18 protein-coding genes are annotated in these 20874 nt (G+C 63.5%); 11 read left to right on the forward strand and 7 right to left on the reverse strand.

Going from position 1 to position 20874, the window contains the following annotated elements; genetic code table 11:
- Positions 1-159: 159 nt before the first annotated feature.
- From AACH55_RS19260 to AACH55_RS19290, 7 genes are all read left to right on the forward strand, one after another.
- Positions 160-798: a response regulator gene (locus AACH55_RS19260; RefSeq protein WP_338716249.1), complete on the forward strand. Its 639-nt coding sequence runs from the start codon at positions 160-162 to the stop codon at positions 796-798.
- Positions 799-827: 29 nt separating this feature from the next.
- Positions 828-2495 carry an ATP-binding protein gene (locus tag AACH55_RS19265; protein WP_338716250.1) on the forward strand — a complete coding sequence of 556 codons (1668 nt, stop codon included), beginning with the start codon at positions 828-830 and terminating at the stop codon, positions 2493-2495.
- A gap of 31 nt (positions 2496-2526) precedes the next feature.
- Complete coding sequence (locus tag AACH55_RS19270) at positions 2527-2901, forward strand: Hpt domain-containing protein (protein WP_338716251.1); 375 nt, start codon at positions 2527-2529, stop codon at positions 2899-2901.
- Between the two features lie 36 nt (positions 2902-2937).
- Positions 2938-5184: a response regulator gene (locus AACH55_RS19275; protein WP_338716252.1), complete on the forward strand. Its 2247-nt coding sequence runs from the start codon at positions 2938-2940 to the stop codon at positions 5182-5184.
- 158 nt (positions 5185-5342) lie between these two features.
- Positions 5343-7106: a methyl-accepting chemotaxis protein gene (locus AACH55_RS19280; protein ID WP_338716253.1), complete on the forward strand. Its 1764-nt coding sequence runs from the start codon at positions 5343-5345 to the stop codon at positions 7104-7106.
- A gap of 19 nt (positions 7107-7125) precedes the next feature.
- Positions 7126-8088: a chemotaxis protein gene (locus tag AACH55_RS19285; protein WP_338716254.1), complete on the forward strand. Its 963-nt coding sequence runs from the start codon at positions 7126-7128 to the stop codon at positions 8086-8088.
- 319 nt (positions 8089-8407) lie between these two features.
- Positions 8408-8854, forward strand: coding sequence for a hemerythrin family protein (locus tag AACH55_RS19290; RefSeq protein ID WP_338716255.1), 447 nt, complete (start codon positions 8408-8410; stop codon positions 8852-8854).
- A 33-nt stretch (positions 8855-8887) separates the two neighbouring features.
- Here the strand turns inward: AACH55_RS19290 and AACH55_RS19295 are convergent, their stop codons facing one another.
- The gene (locus AACH55_RS19295; protein ID WP_338716256.1) at positions 8888-10537 is read right to left on the reverse strand and encodes an EAL domain-containing protein; all 1650 of its coding nucleotides are present in this window, start codon (positions 10535-10537) and stop codon (positions 8888-8890) included.
- 361 nt (positions 10538-10898) lie between these two features.
- On the opposite strand from AACH55_RS19295, the gene AACH55_RS19300 reads away from it, so the two are divergent.
- From AACH55_RS19300 to AACH55_RS19315, 4 genes are all read left to right on the forward strand, one after another.
- Positions 10899-11408 carry a PAS domain-containing protein gene (locus AACH55_RS19300; protein WP_338716257.1) on the forward strand — a complete coding sequence of 170 codons (510 nt, stop codon included), beginning with the start codon at positions 10899-10901 and terminating at the stop codon, positions 11406-11408.
- Between the two features lie 53 nt (positions 11409-11461).
- Positions 11462-12826 (forward strand): ATP-binding protein, encoded by a 1365-nt coding sequence (locus tag AACH55_RS19305; protein WP_338716258.1) that lies wholly within the window; start codon positions 11462-11464, stop codon positions 12824-12826.
- Positions 12823-14169 carry an HD domain-containing phosphohydrolase gene (locus AACH55_RS19310; RefSeq protein ID WP_338716259.1) on the forward strand — a complete coding sequence of 449 codons (1347 nt, stop codon included), beginning with the start codon at positions 12823-12825 and terminating at the stop codon, positions 14167-14169. The genes AACH55_RS19305 and AACH55_RS19310 overlap by 4 nt, the downstream gene beginning before the upstream one ends.
- Positions 14170-14547: 378 nt before the next feature.
- Complete coding sequence (locus AACH55_RS19315) at positions 14548-15183, forward strand: LuxR C-terminal-related transcriptional regulator (RefSeq protein WP_338716260.1); 636 nt, start codon at positions 14548-14550, stop codon at positions 15181-15183.
- Positions 15184-15254: 71 nt separating this feature from the next.
- On the opposite strand, the gene AACH55_RS19320 is transcribed toward AACH55_RS19315, so the two are convergent.
- The 6 genes from AACH55_RS19320 to AACH55_RS19345 all read right to left on the reverse strand — a co-directional run bounded on the left by AACH55_RS19320 (position 15255) and on the right by AACH55_RS19345 (position 20571).
- Positions 15255-15977 carry a GGDEF domain-containing protein gene (locus AACH55_RS19320; RefSeq protein WP_338720356.1) on the reverse strand — a complete coding sequence of 241 codons (723 nt, stop codon included), beginning with the start codon at positions 15975-15977 and terminating at the stop codon, positions 15255-15257.
- Positions 15974-16363, reverse strand: coding sequence for a DUF1987 domain-containing protein (locus AACH55_RS19325; protein ID WP_338716261.1), 390 nt, complete (start codon positions 16361-16363; stop codon positions 15974-15976). The genes AACH55_RS19320 and AACH55_RS19325 overlap by 4 nt, the downstream gene beginning before the upstream one ends.
- Before the next feature lie 28 nt (positions 16364-16391).
- Positions 16392-16955, reverse strand: a complete 564-nt coding sequence (locus AACH55_RS19330; RefSeq protein WP_338716262.1) for a SiaB family protein kinase — start codon at positions 16953-16955, stop codon at positions 16392-16394.
- A complete protein-coding gene (locus AACH55_RS19335; protein ID WP_338716263.1) occupies positions 16952-18265 on the reverse strand; it encodes a SpoIIE family protein phosphatase in 1314 nt (437 codons plus the stop codon). Before AACH55_RS19335 ends, AACH55_RS19330 begins: the two co-directional genes overlap by 4 nt.
- 72 nt (positions 18266-18337) lie before the next feature.
- Positions 18338-19948 (reverse strand): rhodanese homology domain-containing protein, encoded by a 1611-nt coding sequence (locus AACH55_RS19340; RefSeq protein ID WP_338716264.1) that lies wholly within the window; start codon positions 19946-19948, stop codon positions 18338-18340.
- Positions 19945-20571, reverse strand: a complete 627-nt coding sequence (locus AACH55_RS19345) for a cysteine dioxygenase (RefSeq protein WP_338716265.1) — start codon at positions 20569-20571, stop codon at positions 19945-19947. Before AACH55_RS19345 ends, AACH55_RS19340 begins: the two co-directional genes overlap by 4 nt.
- Between the last annotated feature and the right edge of the window lie 303 nt (positions 20572-20874).

Genomic DNA, 20874 nt, shown 5'->3' on the forward strand with positions numbered 1-20874 from the left:
ACACAAAATCTGACGAACTCACGAAATTCTCTGCATAATGGGCGGTCACAGGCTTGCCAATCAGCACCACTGTTGCTTTTCGTTGAAAAACGATTATACCGATTTCAAATTCTATCTAATGAATTTGATTTATTTGTGTAAAATACCGATAATGGATTTATGAAAACCGCAAAGACAACCAGCTCCGAGGTTTGCACCACGCAGGAAGCGGCCCACATCCTGGGCATCTCGGTGTCCTCCGTTCAGCAACTGGTCGAGGCCGGCATCATCGAGGCCTGGAAGACCAAGGGCGGACATCGCCGCATCCCGCTGGCAGCCGTGCAGGCGTACAAGGCCACGCCGGGGTCGTCGTCGGCCGGCGAGTCCGAGCATGGGCGCAGCAGTCCGGCAGCGCGTCCCGGCAATGGCCGCACGGCCGTGCTGATCATCGAGGACAACCGCCTGCAGCGCGAGCTTTACGCCAGCGCGATGGCTTCCTGGGGACTGCCGCTGGACCTGGTGTATTGCGACAACGGTTACAAGGCGCTCCTGGAGATCGCGCGCAGCAAACCCGACGTGGTGCTGGCCGATATCGTCATGGAAGGCATGGATGGCTACGAAGTGGTCAAGACCATCCTCCACGATCCGGAGTTGCGCGATGTGAGCATCGCCATCGTCAGCAGCCTGGATGCAGAAGAAATGGCGCAGCGGGGCGGTATTCCGGCCGGGGTGGTGTTCTTCCCCAAACCGGTCAATTTTGATGAATTGCGCGGTTACATGCGGGCCTGCAGTGCCCGCAGGGAGCGCGAGACCCGCTAAGGGATCACCGAGGAAAGGCCAGCAGTGCCATGAATGACCGGAAACACCCCTCTCTTTCTCTCCGGTTCGCGCGCATCGACCTGCGCCTGGCCCTGGGCCTGTTTTCGCTGCTGCTGATCTGCGGCCTGTGGCTGGGTGCCTTGAAGGAACTCAACAACAGCCGGGAAAACAACCTCGAAGACGCCCGCCGTGACGCCCAGTCGCTGTCGCGGCTGTTCCTCGAACACGCCTACCGCACCATCGAGGCGGCCGACCAGGCCGCTGTCTATCTGCGCTACCGCTATGCCGAACGCGGCCAGTCGCTGGACCTGGCCACCGAGGTCAGCAACGGCCTGGTCGCCCGCAACGTCTACAACCTCTTCACCGTCGTCGATGCCAAGGGCGACGTGGTGCTCTCCAGCAAACCCTTCACGCCGCTGAACCTGTCCGACCGCGAGCACGTGCAGGTGCACATGCAGGGCGGTGAAGACAAGCTCTTCATCAGCAAGCCGGTGCTGGGACGCGTCTCGCAGAAATGGTCGCTGCAGCTCACCCGCCGCATCAACCGCCCGGATGGCGGCTTCGGCGGCGTCATCGTGGTGTCCATGGATCCGCAATACTTCACCAGCCTGTACCACCAGATCGACGTCGGCCGCCATGGCGTCATCACCCTGGTGGGTGCCGATGGGGTGGCGCGCGTGCGCCGCACCGGCGACATGGATGCCATGGGAGAACAGGTGACCGGCGGCAAGGTCTACGCCGCCATGCTGGCCCAGGGCACCGGCATCATCGAGGCGGTGAGCCGAGTCGACGGCCGCGAACGCATCTATGCCTTCCACAAGCTGCGCGACTATCCGCTCTACGCCTCGGTGGGCATCGACATCGAAGAACGCCTGGCGCCCTATTACCGCGAACGCAACCGCACCCTGACGCTGGCCTCCCTGATCACGCTGGCCGTGCTGATCTTCAACGCCGTGCTGATCTGGATGGCCGGCTCGCTGCTCAGGAGCCGCCAGGACGCCATGCAGGCCAGCCAGGCCAAGTCGCGCTTCCTGTCCAACATGTCGCATGAATTCCGCACCCCGCTCAATGGCGTGCTGGGCTATTCGGACGCGCTGCGCGAAGAACTGGGCGGGTCGCCCCTGGCGCAATACGCCACGGCCATCCATGACAGCGGCAACCGCCTGCTGGAGCTGGTCGAGGCCATCCTTGAAGTGACTGCGCTGGAAGACCGCCGGGTAGCCATCCACGCCGAGCCCGAGAATATCCGCGAACTGGTCGGCCAGGCCATCGCCCGCCATTACCAGAGCGCCCAATCCAAGGGCCTGCAGCTGGAATGCCGCATCAGCGATGAAGTCCCGCAGATCGTCGTGTGCGACCAGCGCAAGGTGCTGCGCGTGCTCGACAACCTGATCGGCAATGCGGTGCGCTATACCGACACCGGGCGCATCCTGGTGGAGGTCGAGCGCAGCGGCGACCAGCTGGCGATCCGTATCAAGGACACCGGCATCGGTATTCCCGCCGCGCAACTCGATACCATTTTCGAGAAATTCACCCAGGCCGATAACAGCGAACGGCGCGCCAAGGATGGTGCCGGCCTCGGTCTGACCATCGCGCAACGCCTGGTGACGCTCATGGGAGGCCAACTCATGTTACAGTCCAAACAACATCAAGGATCTACATTCAGCTTCACATTACCGTTACAAGAGCCGAAGTAAATTGGCCACGACGAGAACAGAGGGGAAAAACGTGCATCTGGTCCAGTCACTTGACGACTATCACCATATCGACCCCAGCCACCTGCTGGAAGCCGTGGGCGGGGACGCCGGCACCGTTGCTGCGCTGGCGCGCACCTTCGTCGAAAGCGCGCCACCGATCTTCGCGCGGCTGGAGCAGGCCGCCCTGGCGGGCAACGCCGAGCGCAGCCGGCATGAGAGCCATACCTTGAAAGGCATGAGCGCGCTGTTCCAGGCGCAGGCTCTCACGACGCTGCTGCAGCAGACCGAGCAGGCCGCGCGCAACGGTCAGGCGCCGTCCCCGGAAGAACTGCGGCAACTGCAGGCCAGCTTTGCGCTGGTGCTGGAAGAAATCGGGCGCTGCGCGCGCGCTCTGGCGCAGTCCTGACCTGCAAGGGCAGCTTCTGCTCTGCCCTGCCAGCCCATGACTTCTTCCATGCCCGCCACGCCGCGCATCCGCAAATCCGCCGTCACGCTCGGCGGCTTGCTGCTGGGCCTGCTGGCAGCCACCGTCATCGTTTCCGGCGCACTGCTGTACCGCGCCAGCCTCAATGACTGGCGCAGCGACCTGGCAACCCTCTCCACGGCGCTGGCCGAAAGCACCGCCCAGACCATCTCCTCGGCCAGCCTGGTACTGGACAGCATCCAGTCCGACATCGAAATGGCCAATGTCAACGACGAGGACCAGCTGCGCGCGCATGTCAGCACCGCCGCCTATTCCCAGACCCTGCGCGAGAAGATCCGTGGTCTGCCCTTCATTCAGGGCATCGGCATCGGCAATGCCCAGGGCCGCGTCATCGCCCAGTCACGGGTATTCCCCCCGGTACCGCTGGACCTGACCGACCGCGACTATTACTTCCACCACAGCCAGAATGCCTCGACCGAGGATTTCCTGAGTGAAACGGTCAGGTCGCGCGCCTCCGGCGCACAGACCTTCTATCTCACCCGCCGCATCAACGACCGCGAAGGGCGCATGCTGGCCATCGTGGTGGTGGCCCTGCCCTGCTCGTTCTTTGAAGATTTCTTCACTGCGGTGATCAAGGAAAAACCCTTCTCCATCGTGCTGGCGCGCCAGGACGAGAAGCCGCTGATCGGCACTTCACTGGTGCATGACACCACGTCGCGGCGCGATATCAGGCCGCTGGCCGACCTTCGCCCGCCGCGCCCGGCCGGCGCAGACGGCAAGGAGCCCTACTACTTCATGCAGTCGCACTGGCTGGGCATTCACCGGCCTGTGCGTGATACGCCGATGTACCTGGAGATCGGCGTGACCGACAAGGTGTATTTCGGCGAATGGCTGGAATCGATGTATCCCCTGATGCTGGTGGCCGTCATCAGCCTGATCGGCCTGATCGGCGGCTTCGGGGTGGCCCTGCGCCAGGTGCGGCGGCGTGAACAGGATGCCCAGCTGGCGATGCAGATGAAGGAAGAAGCTGACCACGCCAACGAAGCCAAGTCACGCTTCCTGGCCATGGTCAGCCATGAAATCCGCACGCCCATGAATGGCATCCTGGGCTTGTCCGAGCTGCTCATGGAATCCGGCCTGTCGACCAAGCAGCGGCATTACGCCGACAGCATCCACAATGCCACCGGCGGGCTGGTGCGCATCATCAATGACATTCTCGATTTTTCCAAGATCGAATCCGGCAAGCTCGATCTGGAAGAGGTGCCTTTCCATCCGGCGCGGCTGGTGCGCGAGGTGGCCGAGCTGTACCGGCCTTCGATCCACAACAAGAAAGTGCAGCTGGACGTACGCATCGATTGCGACGACGCCCTCTGCCTGGTCGGCGACCCCTCGCGCCTGAAACAGGTGCTGGGCAACCTGCTGAGCAACGCCATCAAGTTCACCCAGGCCGGCTACGTGCGGCTGAGCATGTCGGCCCAGCAGGAAGAGACGATGCCGCCGCGCTTCCGGCTCTTCTTTGCCATTGCCGACAGCGGCATCGGCATTTCGCCCGAAGCCCTGAGCCAGCTCTTCCAGCCCTTCACCCAGGCCGACAGCTCGATCTCCCGTCGCTTCGGCGGCACCGGGCTGGGGCTGGCCATCTGCAAGAATCTGGTGGAACTGATGGGCGGCCGGATCGCCTGCCAGAGCGTGCCCGGACAATCCACCAAATTCAGTTTCGACATCCTTTGCCCTGAAGGCGTGGCGCCCACCAGCGTAAGGGAGGACAGTCCACCCGCACCGCAGAGCGCCGCCAGCCCGCCCGAGCCAGCCACGGCAGCCCCGGTGGCAGCGGCGGCCGCCCTGGCGCCACCGCCTGCTGCCGCAGCCGCCCCGGCCACGCTCACCGGCGCGCGCATCCTGGTGGCCGAGGATACCGAGATCAACCGCCAGCTGCTGCGCATCCTGCTGGCGCGGCGGGGCTGCATCCTGGACGAGGTGGAAAACGGCCAGCAGGCACTGGAAGCCTTGCGCAGCGGCAACTACGACATGGTGCTGATGGATTGCATGATGCCCGTCATGGACGGCTACCAGGCCACCGCCGAGATCCGCGCCTTCGAGCAGGCCCAGGGACGCCCGCGCACCCCCATCATCGCCCTCACCGCCAGCGCCATCGAAGGCGACCGCCAGCGCTGCCTGGATGCAGGGATGGACGACTACCTCAGCAAGCCCTTCACCCAGGTCGGCCTGATGAACGCCGTGGAAAAATGGCTGCAAAAACCATGAAACCGGCAAGGATGAGCCTGATTCAGGAAAATCCCTAAGGAAATAAAACAACTGCTTAATTTGTTTTATTTGATTTATTTGCTGAGCCATCCTATGATGGTTCCTGAGCGCGCCAATATCCATTTCAACTACGCGCGCAACTATCAGGAGTCGTCATCATGAAATGGTTCTACGATCTGAAAATCGCCCACAAGCTCAATGCCGCCTTTTTGGTAGTGCTGGTCTTCATCGTCGCGCTTGGCGGGTTCTCGCTGGTACAGCTGGAACAGGTCAACAAGACTTCCACGGAACTGGCCCGTGACTGGATGCCTGGCGTTGAAAGCCTGGGCAAGATCAGCCTGGCGCTGGCCCGCTCGCGCAGCTTCGACATGCAGCAGCTGCTCACCGACGACAAGAAGGAAGAACAGGCTTCCCGCGAGCGCGCCACCAAGCAGATGGCGCTGCTGGAGAAGGAAGTGGCGCGCTACCAGAGCTTGATCTCGGAGCCGCGCGAAAAAGAGATATTCCCCGAATTCGCGCGCAACATGGACGCCTACAAGGCCGCCCATGAACGCATGGACAAACTGTTCTCGCAAGGCCAGAAGCAGGCCGGCCATGAAGTGCTCAGCACCAGCTCCACCGCCGTCTATCGCAAGCTGCAAGACCAGATCAATGAGCTGACCGAGATCAACGCCAAGGGCGCCGCCGCCTCCGCGCTGGAGGCAACCCGGGTGTATGAGCAAGCCCGCCTGGCCATCGCCGGCCTTATCGCCTGCTGCATCGTGCTGGCCCTGAGCCTGTCCTGGTGGATTGCGCGTCTGGTGGCCCGTCCGCTGACCCATGCCGTGACCATTGCCCGCCAGGTGGCCGACGGCGACCTGACCGCACGCATCCCCGACAACGCCGGCCGCGACGAAACCGGCCAGTTGATGACCGCCTTGAAGCAGATGAACGACAACCTGCTCAAGATCGTCCACGAAGTGCGCATGGGCACCGACACCATCAGCACCGCCTCGGCCGAAATCGCCAGCGGCAACATGGACTTGTCCTCCCGTACCGAACAGCAGGCCGGCGCCCTGGAAGAAACCGCCTCGGCCATGGAAGAACTGACTTCCACCGTGCGCCAGAACTCCGACAATGCACGCCAGGCCAACCAGCTGGCGGTCTCTGCGTCGGAGGTGGCCCAGGCCGGAGGCCAGGTGGTGAGCAAGGTAGTTCATACCATGGGTGCCATCAATGAATCCTCGCGCAAAATCGTGGACATCATCGCGGTCATCGACGGCATCGCCTTCCAGACCAACATCCTGGCCCTGAACGCGGCCGTGGAAGCGGCCCGTGCCGGGGAACAGGGACGCGGCTTCGCGGTGGTCGCCTCGGAGGTGCGCTCGCTGGCCCAGCGCAGTGCCTCGGCAGCGCGTGAAATCAAGACCCTGATCGACGATTCGGTGGCCAAGGTCGAGACCGGCACCCAGCTGGTCGGCGAAGCCGGTCAGACCATGGATGAGGTGGTGGCCAGCGTCAAGCGCGTCTCCGACATCGTGGCCGAGATCACGGCGGCCGGTGCCGAGCAGAGCCAGGGCATCGAACAGATCAACAATGCCGTGACGCATATGGATGAAAACACCCAGCAGAACGCCGCCCTGGTCGAACAGGCCGCCGCTGCCGCCAAGGCCCTGCAGGAACAGGCCGCGCGTCTGACGCAGACGGTGGGCGTGTTCCGCCTCGACAGCAGCGCCGCGATGGTGCCGGCCAGCACCAGCCCGGCCCCGACTGCGCAGCCCGCCATGCGCACGGCCGCACCGCGCGACGTCACGCCGGCCCGCGCCGCCGTGAGCGCCCCGCGTGCCAAGGCCATCGCCCGCCCGGCCCCGGCTGCAACGCCGGCCGCCCCGACCCGGCGCCCGCAAGACAGCGGCGATGACGGCGACTGGGAACAATTCTGACCAATCTATCGGGGACACCATGGACGCCTTTCAAAAAGAAATCGACGAACGCACCAACCTGACCTCCAGCAACAAATTCGAACTGCTGCTCTTTCGTATCGGCACCCCCGACGGCAGCACGGACAAGCCCGGCGAACTGTATGGCATCAACGTCTTCAAGATCCGCGAGATCGTACCCATGATGGAGATCACCGCGGCCGCCGGGATGCGCTCGCCGATGCTGGGCATGGTCAACATCCGCGGCCAGGTGATGTCGGTGGTGGACCTGCCGGCCGTGGCGGGCTGCAAGGCCGGGCACGGCCTGAACATCCTGCTCATCACCGAGTTTGCCCGCCATACGCAGGCGTTCGCGGTGGAATCGGTGGAAGAGATCGTGCGTCTGGAATGGAGCCAGGTCTTGCCGGCCGACTCCAGCGCCCACGGCAACGTGGTCACCAGCATCGCCCGTCTCGATTCAGCCCAGGACGGTGGCCGCCTGGTGCAGGTGCTGGACGTGGAACAGATTCTCAACATGGTCTCGCCGGTCAAGGAGCAGATGCAGCCGGCGCCCGCCGAGAGCAACGAACTGAAGATCAAGCCGGGCTCGGTGGTGCTGGCCGCTGATGATTCGCGCATGGCGCGGGCCCTGATCGAACAATGCCTGACCGACCTCAAGCTGCCCTACATCATGACCAACGACGGCCTGCAAGCCTGGAACAAGCTCAAGGAGCTGGCCGGGCAGGCAGAGCAGGAAGGCAAGCCGCTCACCGACAAGGTGGCCATGGTGCTGACCGACCTGGAAATGCCGGAGATGGATGGCTTCACCCTGACCCGCAAGATCAAGGCCTCGGACCTCTACAAGCAATTGCCGGTGGTGATCCATTCTTCACTGACCGGCGCCGCCAACGAAGACCATGTGCGCTCGGTGGGCGCCAATGGCTACGTCGCAAAGTTTTCACCGCCTGACCTGGCAGCAATGCTGCGCAAGGTGCTGCCCCCCTGACGGCACCTACTTGCAGAGCCAGCAACGGCGCTTTTTACAAGCGCACGGCCGACACCCTGTCGGCCGGCAACACCCGCACCACGCCACCCTCACCGGTGGCGTGGTGCTTTGTGCTTTGTGATTTGTGCTGGATACCTGGATGCGCATGCTGCGCTGATGCCGACCAATCCTGACCGGATTGAGCTATCTCAAAATATTTCGAGACCAAGCTCCTAGAATCGATAGTGAACATCCCTCCGGCAAGCCCTGCTCTTGCAGGCGATATGGATGTCTCCGCCCCGACCCGCGTGGGGTCGCATCCTGCTGCAGGAGGCTGGTCATGACCCATACTGCCGATCCCGTTGCTCCCCTGCCCGACAGTACCGATGCGGGCATGCTGGCCCAACGCATTCCGGCCCTGCTGGCCGAGATGGATGCCGAGCACCGCGAGGTGCTGGAAAGTGTGGCGGCCCTGGCGGTGGTGCCGCCGGCGCGCTTTGCCAGCGCCTATGCCGCCCTGGTGGCGCAGATCGAGGAAGGATTCCGGGAAGAGGAGAAGATGATGGACGCCATCGGCTACGCCGAACTGCGCGCCCACCGCCGCGACCATGCCGAGCTGCTGGCCCTGCTGCATCGCCTGCGGCCGTATCTGGATGACGGCAACGCGCCGCTGGCCGACATCGTGATGGGGATGATCCCGGCCATGCTGGTGCGGCATATGGCGGGCATGGACCAGGCCCTGGCGCTGGCCCTGCGCCTGCACGGCGGCCTGGCGGACCCGGCCTGAACGGCGCCGGCAGGCCGGCCCGCCGGCGCCGACTCAGGCTTGCAGCGTCAGGGAATCCGGTACGCCAGGTCCGGTGTCGGATTCGGGGCGGCGGATGATCTCCGGACCGGCACCGTAATCGGCCAGTGTCACCCGGTGGAAATCAATGAATTGCGCCGCCGGCATGGGCTTGGCAAACAGCCAGCCCTGGGCAAAGTCGACACCATGTTCGCTCAGGTAAGCAGCCTGCTCCAGCGTTTCCACGCCTTCGGCGACGATGTGCAGCTGCAGGCTCTTGGCCATGGCGATGATGTGGTCGATCACGGCACTGGTCGCCGCCCCGGTGCCGATGGTGCTGACGAAGGACTTGTCGATCTTCAGCGCATCCATGGGCAGGCCCTGCAGATATTGCAGGTTCGAATAGCCGGTGCCGAAATCATCCAGCGCCATGGAGTGGCCCAGCTCCCGCGCCCGCGCGAGGGTCACGCGCGCGGCGGCGATATCCATGCAGCCGCGTTCGGTGGCTTCCATCCAGAACTGGCCGGTGCGGATGTCGGCCCCGGCCAGCGTCTGGCCGAGCACATCGAGGATGCGGCCGGTCTTGATATCCTGGGCGGCGACGTTGACCGCCACGTGCAGCGCGCGGTCGGCGCGCAAGGTATCCCCCAGTTCCCTGACCACGGTGGCGATGACCAGATCGGTCATCGGCAGGATCAGGCCGCTCTCCTCGGCCAGCGGCACGAACAGGTCCGGCCGCACGATGCTGCCATCCGGACGGCGCCAGCGGATCAGCGCTTCGGCCCCCACGCAACGGCCGCTGGCCAGCTCGATGATGGGCTGGTAGTGGACGATGAATTCCTTCTTGCGCACGGCCAGCTGCAATTCGGCCAGCGGCGAGAGCCGCGCCTGCGAGACCCGCAACACCAGCACCACCAGCGCCAAGGCCAGCAGCACGCCCACCGGCACGAACCAGTGCTGCTCGCTGGTCATGGTCTCCAGCACGTGCTGGCCATCGATGATGGCGGCCGCCGTCCAGCCATCGTGGCTGACGGTGGAGACAAAGAAGCCGTCGAAATCCTGATTACCCGGCCCGCGCAGCGCCCGCCCGGCGATGCCGGCCGCGACCGGCATGCCATATTGCGCCACCAGGCCGATGCCATTGCGTGCCAGCACCACGTGCACGCCCTCTTCCAGCACCACGTCGACAAACCGCTCACGATGCACCAGCGCCACGTGGGCGCCGTACTGGACCGCCATCATGCTGGGGCCATCCGTGACGAAAGAACTCTGATTCAACGCCACGCCCACCCCGTCCCCCGTCGTGAAGACGGACGTGGGCTGCGGGCGGCGCAGCGCCTGGGCCTGGGCCTGGCGGTCCCAGGAGGTGCACTTGAGCTGGCCGTATTCGTAGTAGCCCATTTCTTCGATGGCGCCGGAATTGACGGTGATCAGCCGCATCTGGGCAATGTGTTCATCCGAGCAGGGAAGCAGCAACAGGGGGGACAAGGCCTTCAGCGACAGCTGGGTGGACTGGAAGGTGGTTTCGGCGCGTTCGATCACGGTCTGGGCATAGCGCGTGAGCCGCTCATGCTCGGCCTGGATCACCGCCTGGCGCGACAGCCACAGCATGCCGGTCACCGGCGCCGTGGCGGCGACGATGACGGCAATGATGGTCAGCACCACCACCCTGTTCTTGTTGTTCACTTTCCCCCCTTGTGCCGCTACCTTGTCTGCGGCTGGTCCGAATCGACAGCCTTTCGTTTGATGCTCATCATTAGACCGTGTTTAAACAATTAAATCAATTTAAACAATTTATAGATGAATGAATTGTTTTGGCACATCCTGAGAACGACTCTCAGAAAGCGCCGGAAAATTATCACTTCCTCCTTTAAAATCAATCACCTAGGAAAAACACTCCGAAGGTAGCCGATTGGCCTGGCCGGCGCTGCCTCAGTTGGACGCGCGCAACGAATTTACTAATTAACAGACAGGCCAATCATTTTTTTAGCGATTTAAATGAATTTGTGCTTTAATGATTCCATGGATCAATTCTTGGGAGTCGATGATGCGTCTGAATCTGCCGGTGACCGACCAGGAGCGCGAGATTGACGCCCATGCCTCGATCGTCTCGAGAACTGATCTGCAGGGCCGCATCCGCTACGTCAATCCGGCCTTCGTGAGCATCAGTGGCTTCACCGAGCAGGAGCTGATCGGTGCGCCGCAGAACATCGTGCGTCATCCGGACATGCCGGAACTGGTCTTCGGCGAGCTCTGGAGCGCGCTCAAGGCCGGCTTGCCCTGGACGGGGCTGCTCAAGAACCGCTGCAAGAATGGCGACTTCTACTGGGTCAGGGCCAATGTCATGCCCATGTGGGAGCGTGGGGTCTGCACCGGGTACGTCTCGGTGCGCATCAAGGTCAGCCGCGCGGAGATCGACGCCGCCGAGCAGGCTTATCGGGAACTGAACCAGGCCAGCGCACGCGTGGCGCAGCAGCGTGGCGAGGTGGTGCCCACCGAGAGGCAAGGCACACTGCGCCAGCGCAGCCATGCGACCTCGGCCAGCTGCGCAACATGAACACGGAGCGCGGCTCCGGTCCTTGTGACGGGGCCATTGCCACGGAGGCGAAGATGGGACACTGCGATGCATCGATGGTCAACGAATGCGCCAGCCTGCGCCCGCAGGCCGAAGAGGCACTCGATACCGGCGCGCTGGTCAAGGCCAATGCACGTTACCGTCACATCATCGGCAACACGCCGGCCATCATCTACAGCAGCGTGCCTTCGGGTGATTTCAAGCTCACCTTCGTGAGCGAAAACGCCTCTCGCCTGCTGGGCTACGAACCCTGGGAAATGCTGGACGACCCCAACTTCTGGTTCAACCACATCCATCCCGACGACACCGCCGCGATCTTCTCCAGCCTGGCCATGCTGTTCGTGGAAGACCAGAAGATCTACGAATACCGTTTCCGCACCCACGATGGCAGCTACCTGTGGATGCACGACACCTTGCGCCTGATCCGCGATGCCGACGGCATGCCCCTGGAAGTGATCGGCCTGATGACCGATATCACCGGCCGCAAGCAACTGGAAGACGCCCTGCAACGCCAGGCCGAGGAGCAACGGGCCCTGATCGAGCAGCTCAAGATGGCCCAGGCGCAACTGATGCAGTCCGAGAAGCTGGCTTCCATCGGCCAGCTTGCCGCCGGCGTGGCGCATGAGATCAACAACCCGATCGGCTTCGTCAACGCCAACCTCAACACCCTGGGCAACTACGTGGCCACGCTATTGGAAGGCATCAAGCTGTACCAGTGCGTCACCAGCGGCAGCCTGCCCTCGACCGTGGCGCACTCGGAACTGCAGTCCTTCGAGGATCGCGCCGACCTGCAATTCCTGAGCGAAGACGTCACCGAGCTGCTGGCCGAATCCAACGAGGGTCTGCAGCGCGTCAAGAGCATCGTGCAGTCGCTCAAGGATTTCTCGCGCACCGGCGAGAGCAACTGGCAGATGGCCGACCTGCATCGCGGCCTGGACAGTACCCTCAACATCGCCAACAACGAGCTGAAGTACAAGGTCACCATCGTCAAGGAATATGGCGAACTGCCCATGGTCAAGTGCCTGGCCTCGGAACTGAACCAGGTCTTCATGAACCTGCTGGTCAATGCGGCCCAGGCCATCCATGACCGCGGCAGCGTCACCATCCGTACCGAGCGCGTGGGCGAACGGGTGGCCGTGAGCATCAGCGACACCGGCCACGGCATCGCACCGGAACACATCAACCGCATTTTTGAACCTTTCTTCACCACCAAGCCGGTCGGCAGCGGGACTGGCCTGGGATTGTCGCTGTCCTACGGCATCATCAAGAAGCATGGCGGCGATATTCATGTCAGCAGTGCACCGGGCAAAGGCACCACCTTCCGGATCGAATTGCCCATCGATCCCGCCAGCGCCCAGCCGTCGAGCATGGCCTCGGGCGAACCAGGAGAAGCATCATGACCGCCATCCACAGCCAGGAACTCCAGACCCTGCAACAAGCCGACCCGTTCGCCCTGCCGCCGCCGTGCGTGCTGCTGGTGGATGATGAGCAGAGCATCCTGTCGGCGCTCAAGCGCACCTTCCGCCCCCAGGGCTACCGCCTGCTGACCGCCACCAGTGCCGAAGCCGGCCTGGACATCCTGGCCAGCGCCGAAGTGGACCTGGTGATCTCCGACATGCGCATGCCCGGCATGAACGGCGCCCAGTTCCTGGCCCAGGTCAGGCAGCAGTGGCCGTCCACCATGCGCATCCTGCTGACCGGCTACTCCGAGATCGGCAGCACCATCTCGGCCATCAACGACGGCGGCATCCACCATTACCTCGCCAAGCCGTGGGAAGACCGCGAACTGCTCATGACGGTCGCCCACGCCCTGGAGGAACAGCAACTGCGCAAGCAGAAGATGGCGCTGGAACGCAAGGTGCGCGAGCAGAACCTGCAGCTGGCCGACTTCAACCGCCAGCTGGAACGCCAGGTGCAGTCGCGCACCGAAGAACTACGCCAGACCGTGCTGTTCCTCGAAAACGCCCAGGAAGAGGAACAGAAAGCCTTCCTCAGCATGCTGCACGTGTTCTCCGACATCAGCGAACTACGCGCCGGACTGACCAACGGCCAGTCGGCGCGCATTGCGCGCTGGTGTGAACAACTGGCGCTGCGCATGGGCATGAACAGCCATCACGCCAAGGAGATGATGATGGCCGGCATGCTGCACGGTATCGGCAAGCTGGACCTGTCGGATGAACTGGTGAAGAAGCCCATCGAGAAGATGAGCAGTGACGAACTGCAGCGCTTCCTGTGGCATCCGGTGAAAGGGCAGATGCTACTCACGCCCATTCCGACCCTGGCCGAGACCGGCGAGATCATCCGCCACCAGCACGAACGCTATGACGGCCGGGGCGTACCGGAAAGCCTCTCGGGCGACGCCATTCCGCTGGGCTCGCGCATCCTGGCCGTGGTGCGCGACTTCGAGGGCCTGTGCAATGGCGGCATCACCAGCCATAACGTCAGCCCCGAGAAAGCCCTGTCGATGCTGCGCACCCATGCCGGCCACCGCTATGACCCGCTGGTGGTCAACACCTTCATCGCCATGATGGAAGAGCAGCGCCTGGCCATGGAACAGCAGACCCGCCTGCTGGCCCCACAGGACCTGCGCGTGGGCATGAAGCTGGCCGAGGACCTGCGCACCCGCTCCGGCGTGCTGCTGCTGAACAAGGAACACGTGCTGGACGAAGCCATCCTGGCGCGCCTGCGGCGCTTCGAGCAGATCGACGAAATGCCGCTGAAGGCCAAGATCCTCTTGCACTGACCCACCCGCTGCGGCCAGGCTGCGCAACGCTGCCTGGCCGATGTCCCCCACCCCTGCCGTTTTTCCACCACAACCGGGGTCGCCCGGCGCAACGACGGCAAGGAACTCGCCCGCTCGCCCTCGTCCCCGTCAGGCCGCGCGGAGTGGCGTGTTGCCACTGACCATGGTCTTGATCCAGAAATTATTTGAATAATTTCTCGAATCAATTCTAAGTCTTCCCCATAAAACTTCCTTTCTCTCGACCAAGTTCCATAGCGCGGCGACACTGCGTTTTTCTTCCCGCATGTCCTCGTTACCCGGCAATCGGCCAGCCCGACGAGCGGCGGTGAAGCCCATTAGATTCGTCCGATGCGTTCATATCGCTCAAGGGAGAAAAACGTGACAACTGCACATCTCGCTCACATCGTCGGTGGAGAAGAAGCGCTCGGCGGCCCGCTGGTCCGCCTGCTCGAGGCCGCCGGATTCCAGGTCGCCCACCATCGGTCGGCCGACAAATTCCTGCAGGAGACCAACGGCAATGCCCCCGGCGGGCTGGTCCTGGAAGTGCACATGCAGAATCTGGACGCACCGAGGCTGCGTTCGCTGCTCGATGAACGTGCGCTGGGGCGGCCGCTGATCGTCTTCACGGGGGCGACGCCGGTGGGTTCACTGGAGGACAGCCCTCATGCGGCCAACGACACCAGCCAGCACCATTACCCGGCAGCGGTGGCCGAGAACGGCAGCCAGCCAATGCTGCGCCAGCAGCTGGTGGAAGCCTTCCGGGGTGCGCTCATGCCCTTTGATGAATCCGGCCCGCTGATGCAACAGCGGCTGGAACATCACCAGCGCCTGAAGACCTTGACGCGGCGCGAACGTGAAGTACTGGATCGATTGGTGACGGGACGGCTGAACAAGCAGATCGCCGCCGAACTGGGGACTTCCGAACGCACGGTGAAGGCGCATCGCCAGCAGGTCATGCGCAAGATGAAAGCCGGCTCGCTGGCCGCGCTGGTGGCGGCGATGACGCGCTACTGAGAAAAACTGACGGGCCCACCGGCAAGGTCTTCTGCCCGTTTCTCCTTGCTGCTACTCCTGGTCGCCGGCCTTCAGCCGGTGACCGACTCTTCCGATTCCACCCGATTGCGTCCGCCGCGCTTGGCCTGGTACAAGGCCTGGTCGGCACGCGCATAGGCGTCTTCGAAATCGCTGCCGGCGTGAGCCCACGCCACCCCGAAGCTGGAGGTGACCGGTCGCGCCGGCAGGCACTGGAAACGTTCACCGGCAATGGCCTGGCGGATCTTGCCGGCCAGGATCACCGACTGTTCCAGCGCCACCTCAGCGAGCAGGATGGTGAATTCTTCGCCGCCGACCCGGCCGATCACGCCGTGGCCCGACAGGGTGGTGCGCAGGCGCCCGACCAGTTCGCGGATCACCGCGTCGCCGGCGGGATGGCCGAACTCATCATTGATGCGTTTGAAGAAATCGATGTCCAGCACGATCAGCGACATCGATGATTTTTCCAGAATCTGATGGGCGCGCTCGAACACCGCGCCGCGATTGAGGGCACCGGTCAGGTTATCGTGCCGGGCCTTGTAATCCAGCTCGTCGCTGAGCTGTTTGAGGCGTGCATTGAGCAGGTTCAGTTCGCGCTCGGTGCGGTCGCTGCGCGAGATCAGGCGGCGGCTCTGGCGCATCAGCTGGCCGTAGTGCTGCACCAGTTCCTCCAGCGCCGCGCGGTGGGCGGCGGGGTCGCTGGCGGGGTCGGCCAGTACCGCATTGGCGCGGTGCAGGGCCTCGGCTTCAGCCGCGAAAAGGTCGCTGCCCATCAGCTCTGGACCGCGTGATCGTGGAAGACCAGCGCGGCAAAGTCTTCCTGCAATTCCTGGCCGAATTCGAAGATGGTGTCGTCTTCCTCGTCGTGGTACCAGTTGAGGATGACTTCGGTGCCGCTCTCGGCTTTCTCGTTCAAGGCATCGAAGAGCGAGAACAACATCTTGGTGCTGGAACTGTTGAAGTAGGCCAGCGCCACGTTGACGGTGATGGCGTCGCCCTTGTCGTCCTCGGCCAGGAAGCGGCGCAGCGTGGCGATGATCTCACCCCAGAACTGGGCCGCGTTTTCGGGATAGGATTCGCCCTTGAGCGAAAGCCTGCGCTGGTCGAAGCGGAAATCCACCTCGGGGGAACTGGCGCTGGCGGCGATGAATAAATTGTCCATGGTGTCGTGGGTCAGTGGCGGCGGGCCATCAGATGGTGGCCCTGAGATAGAAGGTCTGCGCGCCATCGGCGCCCGGCTGGGAAAACTCGAAGTCCAGCGGTGCGCTGGCATCGCGCGCCATCGTCAGGAAACCCAGGCCGGCACCCTTGCTGTCGGGTGCTGCCTCGGTGCGCAGCATTTCCTTGTAGGCGGCCTTGATTTCGTCGTTGGTCAGCGAGCGCAGGTGTTCCAGTTTGGAGCGCAGCCTGTCGGCCATCTCGGCATCCACCGGATTGGCGCAATGCAGGAAGTAACGGCCATCGGTCTGGGTGATGTAGACCGCGCCATGGCGCATCGGCGGCTCTGTGACTTTTCCTTCCTTTTCATGCAGATCTGCCGAGTAGTGGACGATGTTCTGTGCCATCTCGATGAAGGAAGAGAACAATTTGCGGCGCGTCTGCGCCAGCGCGCCGGTATGCTCGGCGCGCAGTTTCACGGCCTCGGCCATGGCCGCGATGATGGTCTGCGAAAAATACCCGACGTAGTAGAAAACGATGTCGCGCCGTGCGACGTAGCTGTGGAACTCCGCCCACTCCTGCTGGATACCGTTCATGCGTGTGTTCCGTGTTGAGAGTCTTGAAGAGCAGCGTCCAGACGGACACCGAAGAAACAGAGATCGTCGCGCCGCCGCTGCGTGCCCTGGTAATGCGCGTGGATCTCCGCGACCCTGCGTCCCAGCGCCGGCATGGGCAGGTGGCCGTGTTCCAGCAGGGTACGGCGCAGGCGCTGCTTGCCGAAGGCAATGTGCTTGGGACCACCGATCTGGTCGATCACGCCATCGGTACAGACGAAGATCATGGCGCCCGGTGCCAGGTGCTGGCTGTGGTTGTCCCATTGCATGTCGTCGGGGGTATCGACGTAGCCCAGCCCGGCACGCTTGCCCTCCACCGTCAGCACCTCAGTGCCATCGGCCACCAGCAGGAACAGCGGCATATTGGCGCTGCTGCTGGTGAGCGTGCGGGCAGCGCTGTCGAACCAGAAGAAGCAGGCATCCATGCCATCGTCCGATTCGGACGGCTTGCCGGACTGGCCGTGCTGACCCAGCACGCGCTTCATGCTGCGGTTGACCTCGCGCATGAGCCGCGCCGGATCGTGCGGACCGTGCAGTTCGAGGGCCTGCTTCAAGGAAGAGGAAGCGATCAGGGTCAGGAAGGCACCCGGCACGCCATGACCGGTGCAGTCCGCCACGGCGGCAAACCAACCGCCGGGATGAGGTTCGAAATGATAGAAGTCGCCGCCCACCACATCGCGCGGCTCCCATACGAGGCAGGCATCGGCCAGCGCCTCGGTCATGGCCGCGCGCGAGGCGCTGAGCATGGCGCGCTGGATCACGCTGGCGTAGTCGATGCTTTGCATGACCTGGCGGTTCTTCTCTTCCTGCATGGCCACCAGTTCGCGCATCAGTGCCAGCCCGGCGCCGAGGCCCGCCAGGCGGCCCTGTTCGACGATCAGGAAGCCATCGGCCAGGGTCTTGTCGCCCGAGGCCACGGCCAGCGCGCCCAGGGTTTCGATGGGGGTGTCGGCCTCGACGATGAGGGGGTCTTTGTCCATGAACGCGATGCAGCTCTTGCGCTCGTACAGCTCGCGGTGATACGGCTTGGACATCTGGGACATGAAGATGTGGCGGCTGATGAGGCCGATGGGACGCTGACGCTCCACCACCGGCAGGCTCACCAGTTCCTTGTGCTGGCCGAAGATTTCCAGCACGGTGGCATTGTTCTCATCGAACTGGACCACCGGCACCTGTACCGCCAGCGCTCCCGCTGTGGGTTGGAACAACTTGCTCCCTGTCGCCGGAGTCAGACTGAAATGACTTTCCACCGTACACGCCCGCGTTGTGATTTTGGATAGACGGCGGATCATATTTCATTCCTGTGACAAGAATGTGACGCTGTTAAGCGACAACCCGTCAACAAGACGACACGATACGTCTTATCAAATCACAAAAAACCCATGCGTCCCATCCCGCCCCAGTTGCTCCACCAATCCGAATTCCCAATCGAGATAAGCCTGCATGGCGCTGGCCGGATTGTCGGTACCTTCATAGGGACGCCGATAGCGGTCGATGCGTGCCGACAGCAGGTGCGTCTCGCCCTGCTCCAGAGGCAGGCCGGCCTGCGCCCAGGCGGCATTGCCCCCCTCCAGCAGATACACCGGCTGGCTCACCAGCGCCTGCAGGTCGGGCACGGCAAACTGCGCCAGCAAGGCGCTGCCGCAAGTCAGCACGAAACGGGTGGCTTGCGGGAAACGGCGCGCAGCGGCAGCGATGTCCGACCGCAGCACGAACCAGGCGCCCGGAATATGCCCGGCCACATAACGCGCACTCAGCGCCACATCCAGCACCACCGTGCCGCTGTCAGCCTGCAGCCAGCGCTGCAACTGCTGCGGGCTGATGCGTTGTCCGGGCCCGCTGGACGCCACCGGCAGTTCGCGCGGTGCCTCGCCCGTGACCGTGAAGTCTGCTGCCGTGGCGCCATCGACCACATACACTTCCCACGCCATCTGTGCCAGCCATGAGGCCGTCATGTCGGCCCGCACGCCATCATCATCGACCAGCACGATGCGCGCGCCGCGCACCGGGGCATTCATCTCGGTCTCCTGCACCAGCTGACCACCGGGCGCAGAGAGGAAGCCAGGCAAATGTCCGGATCGGTATTGCTCGGGGGTCCGTACATCGAACCGATAGAGGGTGCGGTCAGCGCGCGCCAGTTCTTCCAGCCGCGCCAGCGCGATGCGCTTGACGCCCGCGCGGTCGGCCACGCTGCGTGCCTGACGCCGCGCCTGCTCGCGCTGGCTGGCCTCGACCGATTCCGGGAAGCGGCGCGCCTGGCCATGCTCCAGCGCCTGACCCGCCAGGGTCCAGCCGATGGTGCCATTGCGCAGTGCATGGACCGGATTGGGAAGACCGGCATTGACCAGCGATTGCGTGCCGATGATGCTGCGCGTGCGCCCGGCGCAGTTGACGATGACGTGCGTCTTCGGGTCCGGTGCGATGGCCGGCAGGCGCAGCACCAGCTCGGCGCCGGGCACGCTGATGGAGCCGGGGATGTTCATGTTCTGGTATTCGTCGAAACGGCGCGCATCGACCACCACCACATCTTCGCCACTGTCGAGCAGGGCCTTGACCTCTTCGGCCGCCAGCGACGGCGTATGGCGCTTCGCTTCCACCAGCTCGCCAAAGGCCTTGCTGGGCACGTTGACGTCCTGGAACAGCTCGCCGCCCGCCTCGCGCCAGCCGCGCACGCCTCCGGCCAGCACCCCGACGCGGGTATAGCCCAGCCCACGCAGGCGCAAGGCAGCGCGTACCGCCAGGCCTTCGCCATCATCGAGCGTGACGATACGCACATCACGACGCGGCAGGCGCGCGAAGACATTGAGTTCCAGATGCGAGAACGGAAAATTGGCCGCAAACAGCGGATGGGATTGCGCATGCGGCGCTTCCTCGCGCACGTCCAGCAGGGCGATTTCTTCACGGGCCAGCAAGGCGGCGCGCACCTCGGCATAGCTCACGACGGGCAAATGGGCGGCGGTTTGTTCTTGACTCATGATGTGGCGGCTTCGATGGACAGGTCCCAGATGTTGGGCAAGGTGGTATTGGAATATCCCGAGATGAACGGTACCCGCCCTTTCTCGGGATGATAGACGGAGCGCCGCACGGCACCGATGTTGGCGCCATAGACATGGATGCTGACCGAGACCCGATCGGCATGGGCATTGCTGACCTGGTGCACGTCATGCAGCCCGGGCTGGCTGGGCGACACCGCCTCGACCTGCCCCGCCTGCAACAGCGCGCGCTCGCCCACGGGCTGCAGCGTCTGGTCTTGCCAGGCATAGGATTGCGCATGCTCGGCCCCGCGCAGCACACCGATCAGACCCCAGACCGTATGGTCATGTATGGGTGTACGTTGCCCCGGTCCCCATACAAAGCTCACGACCGAGAAGCGCTGCGCCGAATCCGCATGCAGCAGGAACTGCTGGTAACGCTCGGGATGGGGCTGGGCATAGGTCTCGGGCAGCCAGTCATCCTGGGCCACCAGTTGCCGCAGCAATGCAGCGCCGCCGTGCAGGATGGCGGCCTCGTCGGCACGCGCATCGAGCAGGCCGGCAAAACCGGTCACGAATTCGCGCAAGCGCCAGAGCTGCTTGCCGGATGGATGCAGTGTGGACATGTCTCCCTCTTCGATCTGAAGTGACCCTGAAGTGGCCCTGAAGTGGCCCTGAAGTGGCCCTGAAGTGACCGGTCTGCGCCGGTTCAGGCTTCGACTATAAATCATTTGCGCAACTCAAGATGAGCCCGCCAGTGTGTCGGCGCACCACACCAGGGTCAACGAAGCTCTGTGCATAAGAATATGCGCCGGCTCATCTTCAGCCTCTCCGTCATCACCGTCAGTGAGGGACCGCGCCCAGATCACGGTGCGGGACTACAGACCAACTCCTCACCGCTTCCTACCATGTGGGATCACCCCATTGCC

It is taken from the genome of Herbaspirillum sp. DW155 (assembly GCF_037076565.1).
Taxonomy (GTDB): domain Bacteria; phylum Pseudomonadota; class Gammaproteobacteria; order Burkholderiales; family Burkholderiaceae_D; genus Herbaspirillum.

Excerpts from the sequence above, each read along its gene's own strand:
- AACH55_RS19330 (WP_338716262.1), bottom strand. The coding sequence starts at position 16,955 with ATGAACGGTATCCAGCAGGAGTGGGCGGAGTTCCACAGCTACGTCGCA.
- AACH55_RS19290 (WP_338716255.1), top strand. The coding sequence starts at position 8,408 with ATGACCCATACTGCCGATCCCGTTGCTCCCCTGCCCGACAGTACCGAT.
- AACH55_RS19340 (WP_338716264.1), bottom strand. The coding sequence starts at position 19,948 with ATGAGTCAAGAACAAACCGCCGCCCATTTGCCCGTCGTGAGCTATGCC.
- AACH55_RS19310 (WP_338716259.1), top strand. The coding sequence starts at position 12,823 with ATGACCGCCATCCACAGCCAGGAACTCCAGACCCTGCAACAAGCCGAC.
- AACH55_RS19280 (WP_338716253.1), top strand. The coding sequence starts at position 5,343 with ATGAAATGGTTCTACGATCTGAAAATCGCCCACAAGCTCAATGCCGCC.
- AACH55_RS19345 (WP_338716265.1), bottom strand. The coding sequence starts at position 20,571 with ATGTCCACACTGCATCCATCCGGCAAGCAGCTCTGGCGCTTGCGCGAA.
- AACH55_RS19300 (WP_338716257.1), top strand. The coding sequence starts at position 10,899 with ATGCGTCTGAATCTGCCGGTGACCGACCAGGAGCGCGAGATTGACGCC.
- AACH55_RS19305 (WP_338716258.1), top strand. The coding sequence starts at position 11,462 with ATGGGACACTGCGATGCATCGATGGTCAACGAATGCGCCAGCCTGCGC.
- AACH55_RS19260 (WP_338716249.1), top strand. The coding sequence starts at position 160 with ATGAAAACCGCAAAGACAACCAGCTCCGAGGTTTGCACCACGCAGGAA.
- AACH55_RS19275 (WP_338716252.1), top strand. The coding sequence starts at position 2,938 with ATGACTTCTTCCATGCCCGCCACGCCGCGCATCCGCAAATCCGCCGTC.
- AACH55_RS19335 (WP_338716263.1), bottom strand. The coding sequence starts at position 18,265 with ATGATCCGCCGTCTATCCAAAATCACAACGCGGGCGTGTACGGTGGAA.
- AACH55_RS19285 (WP_338716254.1), top strand. The coding sequence starts at position 7,126 with ATGGACGCCTTTCAAAAAGAAATCGACGAACGCACCAACCTGACCTCC.
- AACH55_RS19265 (WP_338716250.1), top strand. The coding sequence starts at position 828 with ATGAATGACCGGAAACACCCCTCTCTTTCTCTCCGGTTCGCGCGCATC.
- AACH55_RS19325 (WP_338716261.1), bottom strand. The coding sequence starts at position 16,363 with ATGGACAATTTATTCATCGCCGCCAGCGCCAGTTCCCCCGAGGTGGAT.